General features: G+C 45.9%; 13 protein-coding genes and 2 pseudogenes. All 15 read right to left on the bottom strand.

Annotated features, from left to right (window positions below; genetic code table 11):
- Nucleotides 1-193: 193 nt before the first annotated feature.
- Entirely contained in the window at nt 194-1,417 is a 1,224-nt protein-coding gene (locus RQP50_RS15615; protein ID WP_315745966.1) for a cytochrome P450 family protein, read from the bottom strand.
- Nucleotides 1,418-1,460: 43 nt separating this feature from the next.
- Complete coding sequence (locus tag RQP50_RS15610; protein ID WP_315745965.1) at nt 1,461-2,093, bottom strand: TetR/AcrR family transcriptional regulator; 633 nt, start codon at nt 2,091-2,093, stop codon at nt 1,461-1,463.
- Nucleotides 2,094-2,563: 470 nt separating this feature from the next.
- The gene (locus RQP50_RS15605; RefSeq protein ID WP_315745964.1) at nt 2,564-3,094 is read right to left on the bottom strand and encodes a GNAT family N-acetyltransferase; all 531 of its coding nucleotides are present in this window, start codon (nt 3,092-3,094) and stop codon (nt 2,564-2,566) included.
- Nucleotides 3,095-3,114: 20 nt separating this feature from the next.
- Nucleotides 3,115-4,281, bottom strand: coding sequence for a bis-aminopropyl spermidine synthase family protein (locus RQP50_RS15600; RefSeq protein WP_072729529.1), 1,167 nt, complete (start codon nt 4,279-4,281; stop codon nt 3,115-3,117).
- A gap of 410 nt (nt 4,282-4,691) precedes the next feature.
- Nucleotides 4,692-6,173: a protein adenylyltransferase SelO gene (locus tag RQP50_RS15595; protein WP_315745963.1), complete on the bottom strand. Its 1,482-nt coding sequence runs from the start codon at nt 6,171-6,173 to the stop codon at nt 4,692-4,694.
- Nucleotides 6,174-6,348: 175 nt separating this feature from the next.
- Nucleotides 6,349-6,879: a hypothetical protein gene (locus RQP50_RS15590; protein ID WP_315745962.1), complete on the bottom strand. Its 531-nt coding sequence runs from the start codon at nt 6,877-6,879 to the stop codon at nt 6,349-6,351.
- Nucleotides 6,880-7,253: 374 nt separating this feature from the next.
- The gene (locus RQP50_RS15585; RefSeq protein ID WP_315745961.1) at nt 7,254-7,751 is read right to left on the bottom strand and encodes a hypothetical protein; all 498 of its coding nucleotides are present in this window, start codon (nt 7,749-7,751) and stop codon (nt 7,254-7,256) included.
- 172 nt (nt 7,752-7,923) lie between these two features.
- Nucleotides 7,924-11,124 carry a bifunctional cytochrome P450/NADPH--P450 reductase gene (locus RQP50_RS15580; RefSeq protein WP_315745960.1) on the bottom strand — a complete coding sequence of 1,067 codons (3,201 nt, stop codon included), beginning with the start codon at nt 11,122-11,124 and terminating at the stop codon, nt 7,924-7,926.
- Between the two features lie 151 nt (nt 11,125-11,275).
- On the bottom strand, nt 11,276-11,842 hold the full coding sequence (locus tag RQP50_RS15575) for a TetR/AcrR family transcriptional regulator (protein WP_315745959.1): 567 nt from the start codon (nt 11,840-11,842) through the stop codon (nt 11,276-11,278).
- Between the two features lie 73 nt (nt 11,843-11,915).
- A complete protein-coding gene (locus RQP50_RS15570) occupies nt 11,916-12,527 on the bottom strand; it encodes a class I SAM-dependent methyltransferase (protein ID WP_315745958.1) in 612 nt (203 codons plus the stop codon).
- Nucleotides 12,528-12,580: 53 nt separating this feature from the next.
- Nucleotides 12,581-13,503, bottom strand: a pseudogene (locus tag RQP50_RS15565) (NAD(P)/FAD-dependent oxidoreductase).
- Nucleotides 13,504-13,703: 200 nt separating this feature from the next.
- Nucleotides 13,704-14,120: an SRPBCC family protein gene (locus RQP50_RS15555; protein ID WP_315745955.1), complete on the bottom strand. Its 417-nt coding sequence runs from the start codon at nt 14,118-14,120 to the stop codon at nt 13,704-13,706.
- Nucleotides 14,117-14,446, bottom strand: a complete 330-nt coding sequence (locus tag RQP50_RS15550; RefSeq protein WP_021255963.1) for an ArsR/SmtB family transcription factor — start codon at nt 14,444-14,446, stop codon at nt 14,117-14,119. The genes RQP50_RS15555 and RQP50_RS15550 overlap by 4 nt, the downstream gene beginning before the upstream one ends.
- A gap of 84 nt (nt 14,447-14,530) precedes the next feature.
- A pseudogene (locus tag RQP50_RS15545) lies at nt 14,531-14,677 on the bottom strand (DoxX family protein); the annotation flags it as partial.
- Between the two features lie 235 nt (nt 14,678-14,912).
- Nucleotides 14,913-15,506, bottom strand: coding sequence for a YdeI/OmpD-associated family protein (locus RQP50_RS15540; RefSeq protein WP_315745954.1), 594 nt, complete (start codon nt 15,504-15,506; stop codon nt 14,913-14,915).
- Nucleotides 15,507-15,560: the final 54 nt, after the last annotated feature.

Genomic DNA, 15,560 nt, shown 5'->3' with positions numbered 1-15,560 from the left:
TCCTTTCTTCTTGCAGTCGTTCGTTGTTACCATTATTGTATCTGTTCTGTGGGATAGTTGCTGTTCCAATCTTGCTAAAGGCTTATAAGTTTGCAAAAAAAAGAAATGTCCTCAAGCTTGCGTATCATTGATACGACAAAACCTGAAGACATGTGAACGTCGAATTACAGTCAAGCGAACCGTGATGAAGAACCTAAAACAATACAGGCAAGCTCGCAAGTGAACGCATTGAGTCCTTGTTATAGGTCAGTTCCTCGGGAGCAACGGCCAGGCGCAGATTAGGCAGTCGTCGCAGCAGTGTGCGGAAAGCAACCTGACCTTCCAATCGGGCCAATGGAGCGCCTAAGCAGTGATGAATTCCCTTGCCAAAGGTTAAGTGCTCATTCTCTTCGCGCGTAATGTTCAGAGTACCGGGATTCGCAAACTTATGCGGATCGAAATTGGCTCCGTTCAACGTTATCACTATCATTTCGCCTTTGCGGATCGTCTGGCCGTGAAGCACTATATCTTCGCCCGCAATGCGGTTGCCAAGCAAGACAGGACCGGCATAACGCAATAATTCCTCCACTGCAGAAGGCACCAAAGAGGAATCGTTCTGGAGCAGACGCATCTGATCAGGGTGCTGAAGCAGAGCCAGCGTGCCATTCGCAATCAGATTGAATGTCGTTTCATGTCCGGCGGAGATAAGCAGCCATATGGTCGATAGGAGCTCATTCTCGCTTAATTGGTCGCCTTCGTCATAGGTCTGAACGAGACTGCTGATTACATCGTTCCCAGGATTTTTGCGTTTCTCGACTAGAAGTAATTGAATATATTGAATAAATTCATTCAGTGTGGCAACAACCGCCTCACTTTCCTTCGGATCCAGTGAGGCTTGCCCAAGTGTACGTGTCCATTCTCGAAATTGGCTTCGCTCAGCGACGGGAATGCCAAGCATTTCCGAAATGACGGTGATAGGAAGCGGATAGGCAAAATCCGATACAAGATCCATCTTTCCCTGCTCCTGCACAGCATCTAGCAATTCATCGGCAATCTGCTGAATACGGGGATGTAGCTCCTCAATTAAGTTGGGGGTGAAGGCTCTGGATACCAGCCTGCGCAGCCTGGTGTGATCAGGCGGATCAACAGTGAGCATATTCGGCATGTTGATCACCCATTCCATCAAGGCATTCACGGATACGTTCTCCTCTATGGGTTGTTCCCTTGGTGTCAGCTTGCGGATGTCTTTGATGAAGCGCGGGTCTTTCAATATTGCAACAACATCATCGTGGCGAAATGCGAGCCATGCTTCCCCCATGCCAAAAAAATTATCAAGGCGGTACAGCGGTTCCTGCTGCTCATAAAATTTCGCATAAAATGAGACGACATCGTGCATTGGTTCCGTAGAGATAAAGTCGTCACTCGTTAATCTCTTCATATTTTTGCTCCTTTTCACATTCGCCGTTTCCATAATCATTGGGTCATGCATTCGTGTCAGTCGTGTCCGATGCAATTCCTTGACGGATCATGCAGCAGAAGCTTTTCATCTCATCAAGCAAGACATTAAGGCATTCTTCTTCAATGTTATCAATATCCTTGAGCTCCTCAATAAACTTCCTTTGGAAATGCTCTAGCGTAATCTTGATTAGTTCAAAAGCTTGCTTGCGCGGAACGCCTTCTCGCAGCTGAACTTTTTCAAATAATCGTTCCCACTCTTGATACCTGATGGCAATTGCGTGCCCATACTTCAGCTCAATGTCTTCTTTCAGTTCATCAGGCGTTAAATAGAAAGCTTCGTACACCAATTTGTACTCATTGGCATGTTTGCGAAAGTAATTGAGTTTTAAGCGGCTGATCGTATCTATAGCCTCAAAAAAATCCTTGTTATCGAATATGCAATCCGCTTGAATTTCGCCGAATAGCTTTTCAAAGCAATGATCCAGCAAGCTGAAATACAGCTTTTTCTTGCTAGTAAAGTGATGAAATATTAAAGCCTTCGATGTGCCGGCAGCTTCAGCCAGCATCCCGGTCGAAGTGTTTTTATAACCATTGCTCGCAAATACGGATATGCAGGCCCTCAACACTTTTTCTCTTTCGTAGAGCCTTACAGGCAAAGCTTCTCCTCCTTCACTTTTTACTAACCTTTCGGTCAGTATCGATCATATGATGAAACGATCCAAATATGCCGCCCTCATCCTTTTTCATTATGAAATTAATCTCAAGACAAAAAGAGTTCAAGCCAATCCCCTCTAGGGAGACTGACTTGAACATCAAAAGATAAAATATGAATATAAAACACCCGATTACTTCGTTTATCATTTCACCAGCAATAGAATTACATGATTCTATTTCGATATAAAAGCTTAACCCGATGGATCATTTTTTAGTTCTAGATGCAGCAATGGAAATGGTCGGCCTGTTCCGTCGAGTGCTGAACGCCCTATCTGTACGTACGAAGCCATATGTCTACTAATCGTTCATGGTATTTCGCATCATACGCGACAATTGGGTACCTCATTATCGACTCTCCCATGTATGACTCGCTACCTGGCCAGATCATCTGCATACCGGCCAGAACGACCATTTATTCAAAAAATTCACTTGGATACTGCACAACCCCGGAAGCGTGATCCAGAGCGTGCTCTTGCAGCTCCAATGCCATAAATACCTCGTCAGGCACTTCAAAAGGTGGTTGTATCCCCCATATTGAGGCTTTCTTGAAGCCGAACTTCGGATAATACTGAGGATGACCCATCACAATCACAGAACTGTATCCCAACTGTACAGCTAGCTGCAGTGCTTCGCGGATCAGCTTCTTTCCAATTCCGAGAGCTTGGTATTCCGGTAACACGGATACGGGAGCCAAGGCGAGTGAATCAACGGTGTGCTGATCTCCACGAATTGTTATTCGAGATAACAGGATGTGACCAACGATACGATCACTGAGAACAGCGACTAAGGATAATTCCGGAATGAATGCGTCGGATTGCCGGACACGGGATATTAATTCATGTTCCTTTTGATCACTGAATTCCAATGAGTCGAATGCCTGTTTCACAACGGATTCAGTCACTTGGTAGTCTGCTTGTGTTTCTTTTCGAATGATGATGTTCATGTTTTCTCCTTCTTGATATATCAAAATGTTTTCTTATTCATGAAATCAAACGTATCGTTGCCGCATGAGTGGCAGCCTCGGTGCTTGAGCTGCTCTATCGTTGCGATATCACATTGGCAGCCAACCGTGATCTTGTTCCCGCACTGTTTACATTTGTACGTTCGCATCGTCTGCCTCACTTCACCTGTGTATAATGCATCCTCAAATGTCCCTGAGCAATCCGGTATGGTACGCTCAGTCGTTTTGAGAATGATCATCTGGCTCCGATTCGCGATAATCTCTGCTCCTTCGTATTCATTAAATCGCGGCATTGTTGCACTGGTCGTCACCCCCATTCTTAGGAACTCACGCTGCATCGTAAACATGTAATCAGGTGACTTATGTGCGAAGGATAAGAAAATCGGCAAGCCTTTTCTCTTCCGCAGTGCGCTAATACCTCGAGATACGAAGAGGCTCATCCCCTGCAGCGTATACGGGGGATCTGTGAAGAAACAATCGAACTTCCCTTGCAAGTTTGCCGGCAGTGGTTCTCTTAAATCGTGATAGATGCATTGAATCGGCAATCGTTTGTGCTGTGCCACATCATGAATGTAATGTAAAAATCGCTCATCCATGTCAACGACATGCACTGCTGTTTTGGAATGTCTCCCATTAGGGAATAGAGCTTGAAGCAGCAGTCCAATTGATACACTAACCAAATCGTCGTCGCCCACACACATAATCTGTTTCCCAATTAAGAATTGCTGCTTCAAACAAAGCACTGCTCTGCGTAAGCTAGTCTCCGGTGTACATTTGGATTGATCGATTCGAGTATCGGCCTGTGGACGATACTTCATGATTTCCCGCAAATCGGCTAATACATGGTGCAGATCGGAATGAATCCCATTTTCGAAAGCCATCAGCTCTTGATATAGGCTTCTATGGATTCCGAGATATCCCCATTGTTCCTCAACCCATGCTTTTCCTTTCACGGTACAGCGTGCTCCTTTATCCTGAACAATGGCCCCGACCTTGATAAGTTCCCGTTTGACAGCAGCAGCAGTTGGTATCGGAATAAGAGCTTTCCGGGCCAATTCTTTGGTAGAGATTCCAGGGTTCAAATAACATTCCAACAAGAGCTGCTCGATAACAGTGATCCCTTCTTCCAAGCGTACGCCTTCATTTGCGATGTCGATAAAATTGCGCATTGTGTCATTCCTCTTCTGTGGCGGAATGACGCTCATTCATGGCACACAAAAAAGGCGCAGAATGAACAAACGTCATTCTACGCCCTACTTGATTGATACCTAAATAAGCCCCCAAATAAAGCAAAAATCCGTGCTTCAAGAAGCACGGATGCGGGTTCAATAAATAGGCATACTTATGACCTAAGGCAAGTATGATATCCGTTGTTCTTAACTAATTCCGAGGGTACGCAAAGCCACAGCAAATAAATATTGCTAAACAGCAACACTTCTCACTGGCATTACATATACCTCACTATGGAATTTGATTAGTTAAGAACGACCGCCAACATCAACATCTCTCCCTAGAAAATTTATGCATTTATCGTAACACCTTGTAAATATACATGTCAAGTTACTGCTCGTGTTGTCTATCACGTGCCGCAATAAGTCCGGTAAGGACGGGAAGGCGTAGGCGGCAATTCGCAGTATTCATCCTGATCCGTAGAGTACGCGAATGGACTCGCGAGAACATCCAACAGCCGCTTCATCACACCGAAATCCCCTTCTTGCGACGCTGCATCCAATGCTTCTTCAACTCGATGATTGCGCGGTATGACGGCTGGATTGCTGCTGCGCATAAGCTGAAGTGACTGTTCCTTGGATTGCGGTTGTTTGGCTAGTCTTGCTTGCCATTGCTCATGCCATTGTCCATACTCGGTGCTAGCGAATAAAGATGACTCTTTCTCGCCCGTATTGAGGGTCAATGCACGGAACGTATTGGTATAATCAGCATGATGCTTCTGCATCAGATTCAGCAGGTCGTTAATCAAGGCTTCATCTTGCTCTTCTTCATTGAAAATGCCTAACTTTGCTCTCATTCCAGCCAGCCAGTGACTATGATACAGCTCAAAGTATTCATTCAGGGCATCCTCGGCCAATTCCACGGCCTTCAACTCGTTGTCATGCAGCAGCGGCAAGATAGATTCCGCGAACCGGGCAAGGTTCCACCCGCCAATATTCGGCTGATTGCCATATGCATAGCGTCCTTCTCGATCAATGGAACTGAAGACGGTGTCTGGATTGTACGTATCCATGAAGGCGCAAGGGCCATAATCAATCGTTTCACCGCTAATCGCCATATTGTCCGTATTCATGACTCCGTGAATGAATCCGACAAGCTGCCATTTAGCGATAAGCGATGCCTGACGCTTTATAACCTCTTTGAGCAGGATCAAATATCGGTTGTCACTGTTGTCTGCTGCTCCTGGGAAGTGCCTGTTCAGCGTATAATCAGCCAAAGTATGCAAATCCTCGGCACCGCACCAATTGGATACGTATTGGAATGTCCCGACTCGTATATGACTCGCAGCGATTCGAGTGAGTATAGCGCCCGGCAGCTCTGATTCACGTATGACTCCTTGACCGGTGGATACTACCGCTAAGCTGCGTGTCGTTGGAATGCCTAGACCGTACATCGCTTCGCTAATGATGTATTCTCGCAGCATCGGCCCGAGGGCGGCTCGACCATCGCCGCCTCGTGAATATGGGGTTCTGCCGGGGCCTTTCAACTGAATATCGAATCGTTCATCCGTAGGCGTAATATGTTCGCCAAGCAGAATTGCTCTTCCGTCCCCGAGCATATTGAAATATCCGAATTGATGGCCAGCATAAGCCTGGGCGAGCGGCAGCGCCCCTTCTGGAATCGTATTGCCGGCAAGTGTAGCTAAGCCATACTCGCTTCTTAATGCTTCTGCACTCAATCCGAGGGAGGCAGCGAGCGATTCATTCAAAACACTAAGTTCCGGCGCTCGTACAGGAGTTGGATTCAGCTTGGAATAAAATGAATGTGGAAGACGGGAGAAACTGTTGTCAAAGTTCCATCCTGCGTCTAAATTAGAAGGCTTCTCGTTCATTGGATCTCCTTTTCATTCCTGCTATTTCGTATGTATCGTGCTGTTAGGGTTTGCTAACGTATATTTATTATACCTGTTCAGGTAAGCATGCGGCCAAGGTAAAGATAGATAAATCACCGAAATTACGCATTACCCTTCTCTATTGTTCTATTGACGGTGATAAGTTCTGTATAAATTAGCTTTCGAATAACTGAAGAATCTCATCAATAGTGGGAGCAAGCTGGCGATTTCCATTCTTGATTGCAGTGAAAGTAGGCACTGCCTGCTTCAATAAGTCATAGCTATAGTAATAATAACTAAAGAACGGTATTGGATCATATCCAGGCGGCTCCCCTTCCTCCCACTGTTCCTCATCCTCTTCTTCGCTCTCCGGCCATAAGTACTTTTGTTCTAGTAAATCTTCCATCTTGTTAACCGCTTGCCCCGCCTCTATGTCTTGAAAGGCTAATGCGGAAGCAACGGCCGCGTAAGGCGTCATTTCATTTTCCGTAATTTGATCTGGTTGGAGAGCTCGATCCGCCAGCTTCTGCAGCAACACTAGCAGTACCCATGGCGTTACCTGCCACAATGTCCCCTGATGCTCGATTAAATTAGCCAATTCATGATAGCGTCCTTCTTCAATCAGATGAGGAATGTCCGTTCCCCTTCCATAGGCCGTTGTCATTCGCTGCCATGGAATGCTATCTAATGAGGCGAGTCTATTCATCGCATTATCTCCTATCAAGTACATGTATTTCCCTCAATATACCCTTGGTTCACCTTCTCACACGGTGCTTCACTTCTCTTGATTGTGCAAGTATTCTCGATATAACCATAGCGCTTCATCCAATTGATCTCCGCCTTCCAATAATACCATCACGGCATACGAGATCATGTCTACCATTCATCCATTTTTTGAACTTGTTCTTGGGAAAGCAGGCCATTACTCTGCAGCATGCAAAAATCCATTCGACATTTTTTCGTGTTCGAAATCGTCATGATGGAAAGCATGGCATTTAAGAAGAAATAGCGCCTCGTCTTTCGTCATCTCATCTCCTCCTTTCTGAAAAAAGTTAGGTTCAATAGAAGCACTGTTACTACCTACAAAGAGTTTTCTCCCGTTATCTTACAGTTCTCGATAACCAGCCATAAATTGATCTCGTCGTAGTCTACGACGAACCCTTCTATACAGTAGCTTGGATATAAATATTGTGCAGGCGTTAGTTCTCTTAGTTTATTATAATCTGTTACGGCATAAGCATCATCGCTCATACGGATGATCGCTCCTTGCGGATAAAACATTGCAATTTCCCCGCGAACCGGACGCCCAAGGGGATACTGCTTCTTCGTTATCTTCCATGCCGCTAGGTTAGGCTCAATCGCTTGCTGCCACTCGATTTCAAATTGTTCCTTCGTAATGATACGATCGCCCGCTTCAATAACTACTTCTTGATCGCACAACACAAAATCGGGCGCAGTGGAGACCTCGCTATGTAAATTACCATGTTTGCTTATTTGTCGATAAGCTGTTCCGTTCTCGTTGATCTCAAAATAGTACATTTCGTCTTTCTCGACCCCGGCAGCTTCAATATATATCATTGTTATTCCCTCCTACTAGTCTGCGATGCTAGAAAGTCTACCGTGCTGTCAACCTCCAATCAAGTATATAAAGCCTGTTCTTGCAACACAATCACACGAATGACCTAGTTAGTTGTCTAAATGGTAAAGGACGCCCATCTAGGGCGCCCTTGTCCTGCAACTCGTTTACAACTTATTTTGGTTCATTAAGCTTTCCTGCCCACACATCCTTCACATATCTCCCATCGACCCCGAGCTGCTCCAGCCATCTGTTTGCTTTCGTCTCGCTAACACCATGAATGTCTTGATACATTTGCTTAAGTGTTGCCTCTACATCTGGTGACATAGCGCTCCCGTCTCCGCACACATAGAACTGTCCCCCTTGATCAAGGAGACCGATAACTTCTTGCTGACGCTGCTTGATCAGGTGCTGGACATAGGTTTTTGGTTGACCCTCGATACGAGAGAATGCGGTGTGTACCGTAACAATCCCCTCTTGTTGATAATGCTCCAGTTCTTCTTCATAGATGTGATCCGTCGCATCTCGACAGCCGAAATAAAGATACGCGCTGCCGAGCGGAATCCCTTGCTCCTTCATGGCTTGCCGAGCTTGAAGGAATCCACGGAACGGCGCAATTCCTACCCCCGGGCCTACCATAATAATAGGTGTGCTTGGATCCTCTGGCAGCCGGAAATTGGACTGCGGTGGCTGAATAAACATCCTGATGGATTCGCCTGGTTGTCTGTCGGCAAGATAGTTAGAAGCAACTCCACGATATTCATGGCGTCCATCCCAAGCCGGACTCTGTACGACCCCTACCGTAAGACTAATCTGATTCGGCTGTACACGAGGAGAGCTGGATATCGAATAGTATCGTATTTTTAGTGGCGGGAGCAGCTCTAGAAAGCGCTCGAATGTCATCGAGCAAGCTTCATATTTCTCAAGTAAATCTAACATTGATATTCGCTTCTCTAGGATGTTCCGCCTATAGGCTTCTGCCTCAAGCAGTGCTTCTAATTCGATTCGATGTGGGGGACATACCGTCAAGGCGGCAAGCTCGCGAATTTGTGCTCGACTGGCAGGCTCCTGAAGTTCGACGCTCCGGCTTAGAAGATCATATATTAGTACAGGGCGATGTAACGGCAAATGGGAAGAAAGGTTCCCTGTTGTTCGCAACACCACGTGATCGCTTCCATTTAAGTCAAATCTGCTTATTACCCGTTCAACTAGATTATCCGAATTGATAGGGAACACACCTAAATGATCCCCCTCAAGATAAGACACGCCTTGTGGCAGTTCAATCTCGATATGACGTGTACTACGCCCGTTTCCCCCTCTTTGCAGCTCGTGATTGTCTATGACCGTTGCACAATGGACCTGATATGATTCGGCAAATGGTGATTCAACTGATATGTTTACAACCTCTACAGATAACGAAGAAGCTGTTGATTCCTCTGTTCCATCAATTCCATCAAATTCTAATTCCAGTGAACGCATAACAGCTGGCCACAGCTTAGCGCGCCACTCCTCCACTTCGGTTTCGAAGTCACCGCTGGCATCGCCATGGCCGACAGGCAGCAGTCGAGTCGCTCCTTTAGCTGCGAGCTGTTCGTCAATGGATATGGGAATGCTCTGATAGGTACTAGGCCAGTTATGATCGCCGCAACCAAAGACGCAATAGCGAACTCCTGTCAACGCTTCTGGCTCCACTTCCTTCAGCCACTTCATGAAGCGTCGTGCATTGCTCGGCGGTTGACCATTATATGATGCTGTCACGATATAGGTGATGCCTTCCTTGGGCAGGCCATCTGCATAATCATTAAGGGATGCGACTTTACTTAGGAAGCCTAATTGATGGCCCTTCTCCGCCAGTTCGCGGGCAATGCCCTCTGCTGTGCCAAGATTGGAGCCGTATAATACGAGGAGCGGCGTATGGTGAAGGGATCGTTGTTGAGGCTCTCGGCTTAAGGCTGCTCCTTCATTAGACGGGTCACGATTTTCAATGAGAATGGCTGCAGCTCCGATCTTAGTGCGTCGCGGACGGACTTGCACGGTAAACCCTTCGGGCTTGATGGTCAGCGACTCCATAAGCTTCAATTGATAATTGGTGTGATCGATGAGTTCGAAATGTTTCAAGATTAAACCAAGCATTAATGTCGCCTCTTGCAGAGCAAATTGCTGACCGATACAAGCGCGTTGACCGATTCCGAAAGGCTTGTAAGCATCATGAGGGATTTGGCTTGGATCCTCGAATCGCTCTGGGCGGAATTCGTGAGCATCACTTCCCCATACTGCAGCATCTCGGTGCAATTGAGGAAGCAGTAGGAGCAGGCGATCTCCCTTCTTCATCTCATATCGATCCGCCAACAGCGTATCTTGCTTCACATGCAAGTTGAACGCGGGTGCTGTCGGCCATAATCTCAGCGATTCATCGAGAATCATGCGAATGTATTTCAAATCCTTGATCTGTGTGTAGGTGGGAATGGGATCTTTCAATACACGATCTACTTCCTCATAGCCTTTTTGCAGCTTGTCGCGATTGTTCAGCAGAAAATACAGGGCGAATGACAATAATCCGCTTGTTGTCTCATGTCCGGCTACTAAGAACGTAATAATTTGATACCGAATGTTGGCGTCGTCCAGAGCTTCACCTGTGTCGGGATCCTTGCCTTGCAGCATGTAAGCTAACAAGTCATCTGCCTCATCGTGTCCGTGCGCTTTGCGTTCAGCGATAATCTTATCAACTAATGTGAACATGACATCAATGTCCTGCTGGAATTGCCGCCGGGTTTTGACCATAAGCTTATCCTGAATGCCAAGCCGCTGCGCTTGATTCAAGGATTCATCCAATGCCCGAACCATACTTGTTACAAATGGGTGGGGTTGATCACGGTAGAAGCTGTTAAAGCGGTAATTAAAGCCGCATAGCCCGATCGTATCCATCGCCAGTCTTGTCATATCCTCCGGCACCTCAATATGATCATCAGGATTTAGGCGCGACCACTTCTGGATTAACTGCATGGCGAGATCCAGCATCTTGTCAAAATAGCCCCGCATTGCTGTGCGGCTGAAGCTCGGGAGCAAAATATTATGGGCCTTCTTCCAGTTCGGCTCCTCCGTCTCAGAAGTAAATAATCCATCCCCTGCAAAGGATCGCACATTGTTTAATACGGTTTTATCTACGATTTTGCCGAAGCGATCAGTGTCGCTAAATTCCTTGGCCAACTCGTACCCAGAGACGACATGAAGCGTTCCAAATGGCAGCTTCATGCGGTAGATTTCACCGTATTCATCAGCAAGATTCATGAAAGATAAGATGGGTGTATTCGGATTCAGTTGAGGAATGTTGCCGAGAGGGCCATAGGTTTTGGGTTGTGGAATCGCAATAGACATATGATTTTGCCTCCTCTAAATGGAATACAGATTCGTTCGCAAGAGGTAGCTCATAGATGTCAGTGTTACATTGCAGCAAGGAACGATTGAAGTCGACAGTAGACAGGTAGGAATGAATATTCATTCCGTGCTGCAATGGAACACAATCGAGTTAATGAACTCTGATTGCATTCCAGCAGCATTCCTCCACTCCTACGAGGAGTTCGTGCGTTTCTTCGAGCACTTCTGCCCGGATTGTTTCGAACAATTTGACAAGCGCCCCGTAGAAAATAGAGATTAACGCATTTGGCGGCAATGGAGAGATAACGTTCTGCTGCTGGCCGTTGAATAAGAAGTGGCGAATAAAATCCATGCCTATTTCAAATGTTTTGAGGCTTTTCTCGTCCAATAATCGAGGATTCAAGTGAGAGTCAATGAACGAGAAGGCTTCCCTGTTCTCTTTCGCGAAATGGATGGTCTGAACAAAAATGTGATGAAATTGTTCGCGGACGGTTGCAGATTCAGGAAAGCCTTGTTTGACGGCGCGGAAGAACTGCTCGGTGCATTCTTGAAACAAAGAATTCAGCAGCTCCTCCTTGCTCTCAAAGTAACGATAGATGGTGCCTGCGCCAACCTTGGCTCTTTCAGCGATCATCGGTACGGTAGTCGCGTCGAAACCGCGGTCAGTAAATAAATGCAATGTTGCGAGTAAAATATCGTCTCTTTTGTTCGTGGTCACTAGCTATCACCCTTTTTTCGGAATGAACGTTCATTCCCTTACATAATATCCCATCAATAAGGGTGGTTCAAGATCAAATTGTGGCGGAATGATGTCTTGCAATCACTTGAATCACATGAGCTAATCCAGTATGGCCCTTTCCTTCCACTCGGTTCTGTTCCCCATAATAGAAGTGCAGAACCTCAAGCTCCTTGCACCAAGCTAGCATCTCAGCGGGGTCGTATAGCATCTCTATATCCGGAGGGCCGCCTGTTCCATAACGAAGCTGCATCTTCGAATATACTTCAAGCATAATAATGCCCCCTGGCTTCACGGCCTGCTTCAGATTATTCACGATTAAGCCTTGGTCACGTTGGTGAAAGTGGCCGAAAACCATAATTGCAGCATCGTATTCTTGTTGAGCGATATGATCCGTAAGGAGATTTGCCTGCTTGGTATGCACTCGAACATTGTACTTGTGAGCCAGCTTTTCCGTTTTGATGAGACCGTTCTCGGAGTAGTCAATCGCTGTCACTTGATGTCCAGCACGAGCTAAATAGACGGCATTTCTGCCTTCTCCCTCCGCAAAAGCAACGATATTTCGGCAATTGTCAAGATGATGAGCTTGTTCTCGGATAAATGCATTCGGCTCTTCTCCATAGTAATATTCTGCTGAACCGTAACGCTCATTCCATGGAATGTTCATGTGTAACCCCTCCAATAAAGATTTGAGTGACTACCAAAGTGATTTCGTGCCATCTAGTTTTCCACTTGTTCGAACTCCTCCTCAGTCAATACTCTATTGATATGCATAGCAATTCGACTACCGTCTGCTGCAGCGAATACAACTTGGGAGGGAGAAAAGGAAGCCGCATCCCCTGCTACGTAGACACCCGTTATCGTAGTTCGCCCTGAATCATCTGTTTGAATCCCTCCAGTCGCGGTCAATTCACAGCCCAACTGTGCAGCAAATGGTGCACTTTGTTCAAACTTGGGAGTGACGAAGCCCCCTGATCTCGCAAGCTCTGTTCTATCTGCGAATCGAACTTGTTGGAGCTTGCCATTATGTCCGATAAAAGCGGCTATCGGTTGTTCCATGACCTTCACCCCTTTGGATTGAAGCTGCATCTTCTGCTCGTGTGTAAGGGTTGAGTATCCGTTCGTACAAAGAACCAAATCATTGCTCCATTGATAGAGCAACTTGGCGGTGTGAAATCCAGCAGCATGTTCAGACACGACCACAAGTGGTTGATCACGCAATTCCCAGCCATCGCAGTATACGCAGTTGAACAAGCTTTTGCCGTATAGCGGAGTGAATCCTTCTATTTGCGGGAATATTTCCTTGACCCCTGTCGCAAGTATCAATTTCTTCGCTTGAATGCACTGCCCCATTGTGTCGTGTACGTTAAAGACACCATCCACTTTGGCAACTGTCGTAACTTCAACATGCATCAGACGGATAGATGGATAGATGGATAGCGACCCAGTTCTTCGTGCGCGATGCGCCGGAATTCTGGAATTGTAACCCCGTCCCTCGTAATAAAACCGTGGGATGCATGTGTCACCGCATTTCCAGGGCGATTGTGGTCGAACAAGACGATGCTTCTTCTTGCTCTTCCTAGGACGAGAGCAGCATTCAGTCCTGCGGGTCCTCCCCCAATGATGACGCAATCGTAAATCATGATACTCATCTCCTTATTAAATAGGATATTACAGACTGATAATATCTATGATAACATATTCTTCTCCTATTTATGAAGCAGTTATTACTCGCGTTACGTAAAAATACAGAAAGAACCCTCCTGACTTGGAGAGTTCTTCTTAATAATTGATAACTGTGCCCATCATGCTGATTGCTGCATTATTGTGTACTTCTTTATTACTAAGCGAATACCTTCTCAAGCTCACTGCACCACTTCGTCCAGCCATACTTAGCGCCTGCGAGTGCTTGTTCATTGGAGATTCCGGTTTGTTCGAGATGAAGGTTAACGCTTCCGTTCCCTAAGTCTTGCAGTGTCCACGTGATCGTGTGCTTCTCCCCGCTTTCCCATGTATAGGACAGCTTGTTGGGTTCGTCTACAATCAGTACTTCTCCATTAATAATTCCATTCCACCATTCGTTCGGCTGCGTGCGGAACTGAAAATGGTGTCCAACGACGGCTTTAAAATCATTTTCCATTGCTTCACCAGTGTGGATGTTGTGAACCCACTTGGCAAGCTTGCTGGAATCGGTTAATGCGGACCACAACTTCTCAATTGTAGTCTTGTATTGAAAATCCAGTGTTAATGTTACACTCATTCTTCTTCCTCCTCTAATAAATGTTGCAAGCGCAACATATTCAAACCCCAGAACTTGCTGTAGAAAGCCACCCAGTCTTGGACTTCTCTCAGTGGCGCGGCATTCAGCCTAAATCGTGTCTCTCGGCCGACTTTGCGGTCATATACCAGTCCGGCTTCTTTAAGAATTGTCAAATGCTTGGATACCGCTGTACGTCCCATTTGAAATTGTGCCGTTAATTCATGAAGCGGTATCTCCTCTTTCTCTGCTAACAAACGAATGAGTCTCCGCCTAGTTGGATCTGCAATCGCGTCAAACACATCCCGCAACTGATTATTCTCACCCACAACAACCTCTCCAATATCTTACATTCTGTAGTAGAAATCTGTTGGTGATATGAGGGATCAGCTATGACTACTTCTATCACCTCCTTAGAGTTTACGGCTATTTGGACGCAGTGTCCATGAGGCGATGTTCAGTGCTGCATAGAAAAGCGGGAGGATCACATAAAAACCGTAATCACCATAATCATTAGCAAACGCATGAGAGAGAGCTGCACCAGTCATGACAAAGAATATTTCAGGTGAAACATAATCAGGTTTGCAAATTTCGCTATGACTGTCTTTAAAAGTGACACCTTTTGGTGTCGGTTTGATTATAAGACACCAAAAGGTGTCCTGTCAACGATTGATTTTCATGCGTCCGATCCAACCCCTATTGTTTGTATTGCCATGCATATAAATAAAAAAACCGCGCAATGCGGGATCTACATGAAGGTATGTTCTTGTCCACCTACGATTATCGTCAAATAATCTAATCTTTTAATCCCTTTCCATCAAGAATTTGCTGTGTATATTTCTCTACCCTTGATGTTCGCGTTTTGGATTGTTTGGGTTCTGAGAAATAATACAGGTATTGTCGTTGACGCCCTGGCGTTAATGCTTCAAAGGCTTCTTTCAAGGCAGGGTTTTCATCGAGTTTAACTTGAAATTCTTCGGGAACTGTGTACTCTGCCGTTTGCTTAAAGTTCACTTCCAACCCCGCTTTTTCAACTTCAATGGCCTCCTTAATATAGGCCTTCAAGATATCTTCCATCTCAACGATTTCTTGAACATTGGTGAACCGAATCTGACGGGCTGCTTGTACATTTTCCGTCTGTTGGATGAGAATTCCGCTTGGATCTTTTAACAGGGCCCCTTTATGAAACAGAAGTGCACAGTACTCTTTAAACCCATGTATTAAAACGATGTTTTTGTTCTCATAGGTGTAGCATGGGTGCATCCACTTATAATCTTCGGTCAGCTCACAGTCAAGAACGATATGTCTCAGCTTCTCATATTCTTCTTTCCACGTTTTCGCTTTCCGTATAAATTCATCGACCTTCGGATTCAATTGACGAATTGACATCAGGACATACCCCTCTTCACTTTTCGTTCAGCAGACAGTTCAAATCCCTTGAGA

It is taken from the genome of Paenibacillus suaedae, from assembly GCF_032337355.1.
GTDB lineage: Bacteria > Bacillota > Bacilli > Paenibacillales > Paenibacillaceae > Paenibacillus_B > Paenibacillus_B suaedae.
Note: the sequence above shows the minus strand (reverse complement) of the source record. Positions and strands in the feature narration are given on the sequence as shown.

Bases quoted from the DNA above. Each gene is read 5' to 3' on its own strand.
- RQP50_RS15615 (WP_315745966.1), bottom strand. From the start codon at position 1,417: ATGAAGAGATTAACGAGTGACGACTTTATCTCTACGGAACCAATGCAC.
- RQP50_RS15605 (WP_315745964.1), bottom strand. From the start codon at position 3,094: ATGAACATCATCATTCGAAAAGAAACACAAGCAGACTACCAAGTGACT.
- RQP50_RS15600 (WP_072729529.1), bottom strand. From the start codon at position 4,281: ATGCGCAATTTTATCGACATCGCAAATGAAGGCGTACGCTTGGAAGAA.
- RQP50_RS15595 (WP_315745963.1), bottom strand. From the start codon at position 6,173: ATGAACGAGAAGCCTTCTAATTTAGACGCAGGATGGAACTTTGACAAC.
- RQP50_RS15590 (WP_315745962.1), bottom strand. From the start codon at position 6,879: ATGAATAGACTCGCCTCATTAGATAGCATTCCATGGCAGCGAATGACA.
- RQP50_RS15585 (WP_315745961.1), bottom strand. From the start codon at position 7,751: ATGATATATATTGAAGCTGCCGGGGTCGAGAAAGACGAAATGTACTAT.
- RQP50_RS15580 (WP_315745960.1), bottom strand. From the start codon at position 11,124: ATGTCTATTGCGATTCCACAACCCAAAACCTATGGCCCTCTCGGCAAC.
- RQP50_RS15570 (WP_315745958.1), bottom strand. From the start codon at position 12,527: ATGAACATTCCATGGAATGAGCGTTACGGTTCAGCAGAATATTACTAT.
- RQP50_RS15555 (WP_315745955.1), bottom strand. From the start codon at position 14,120: ATGAGTGTAACATTAACACTGGATTTTCAATACAAGACTACAATTGAG.
- RQP50_RS15540 (WP_315745954.1), bottom strand. From the start codon at position 15,506: ATGTCAATTCGTCAATTGAATCCGAAGGTCGATGAATTTATACGGAAA.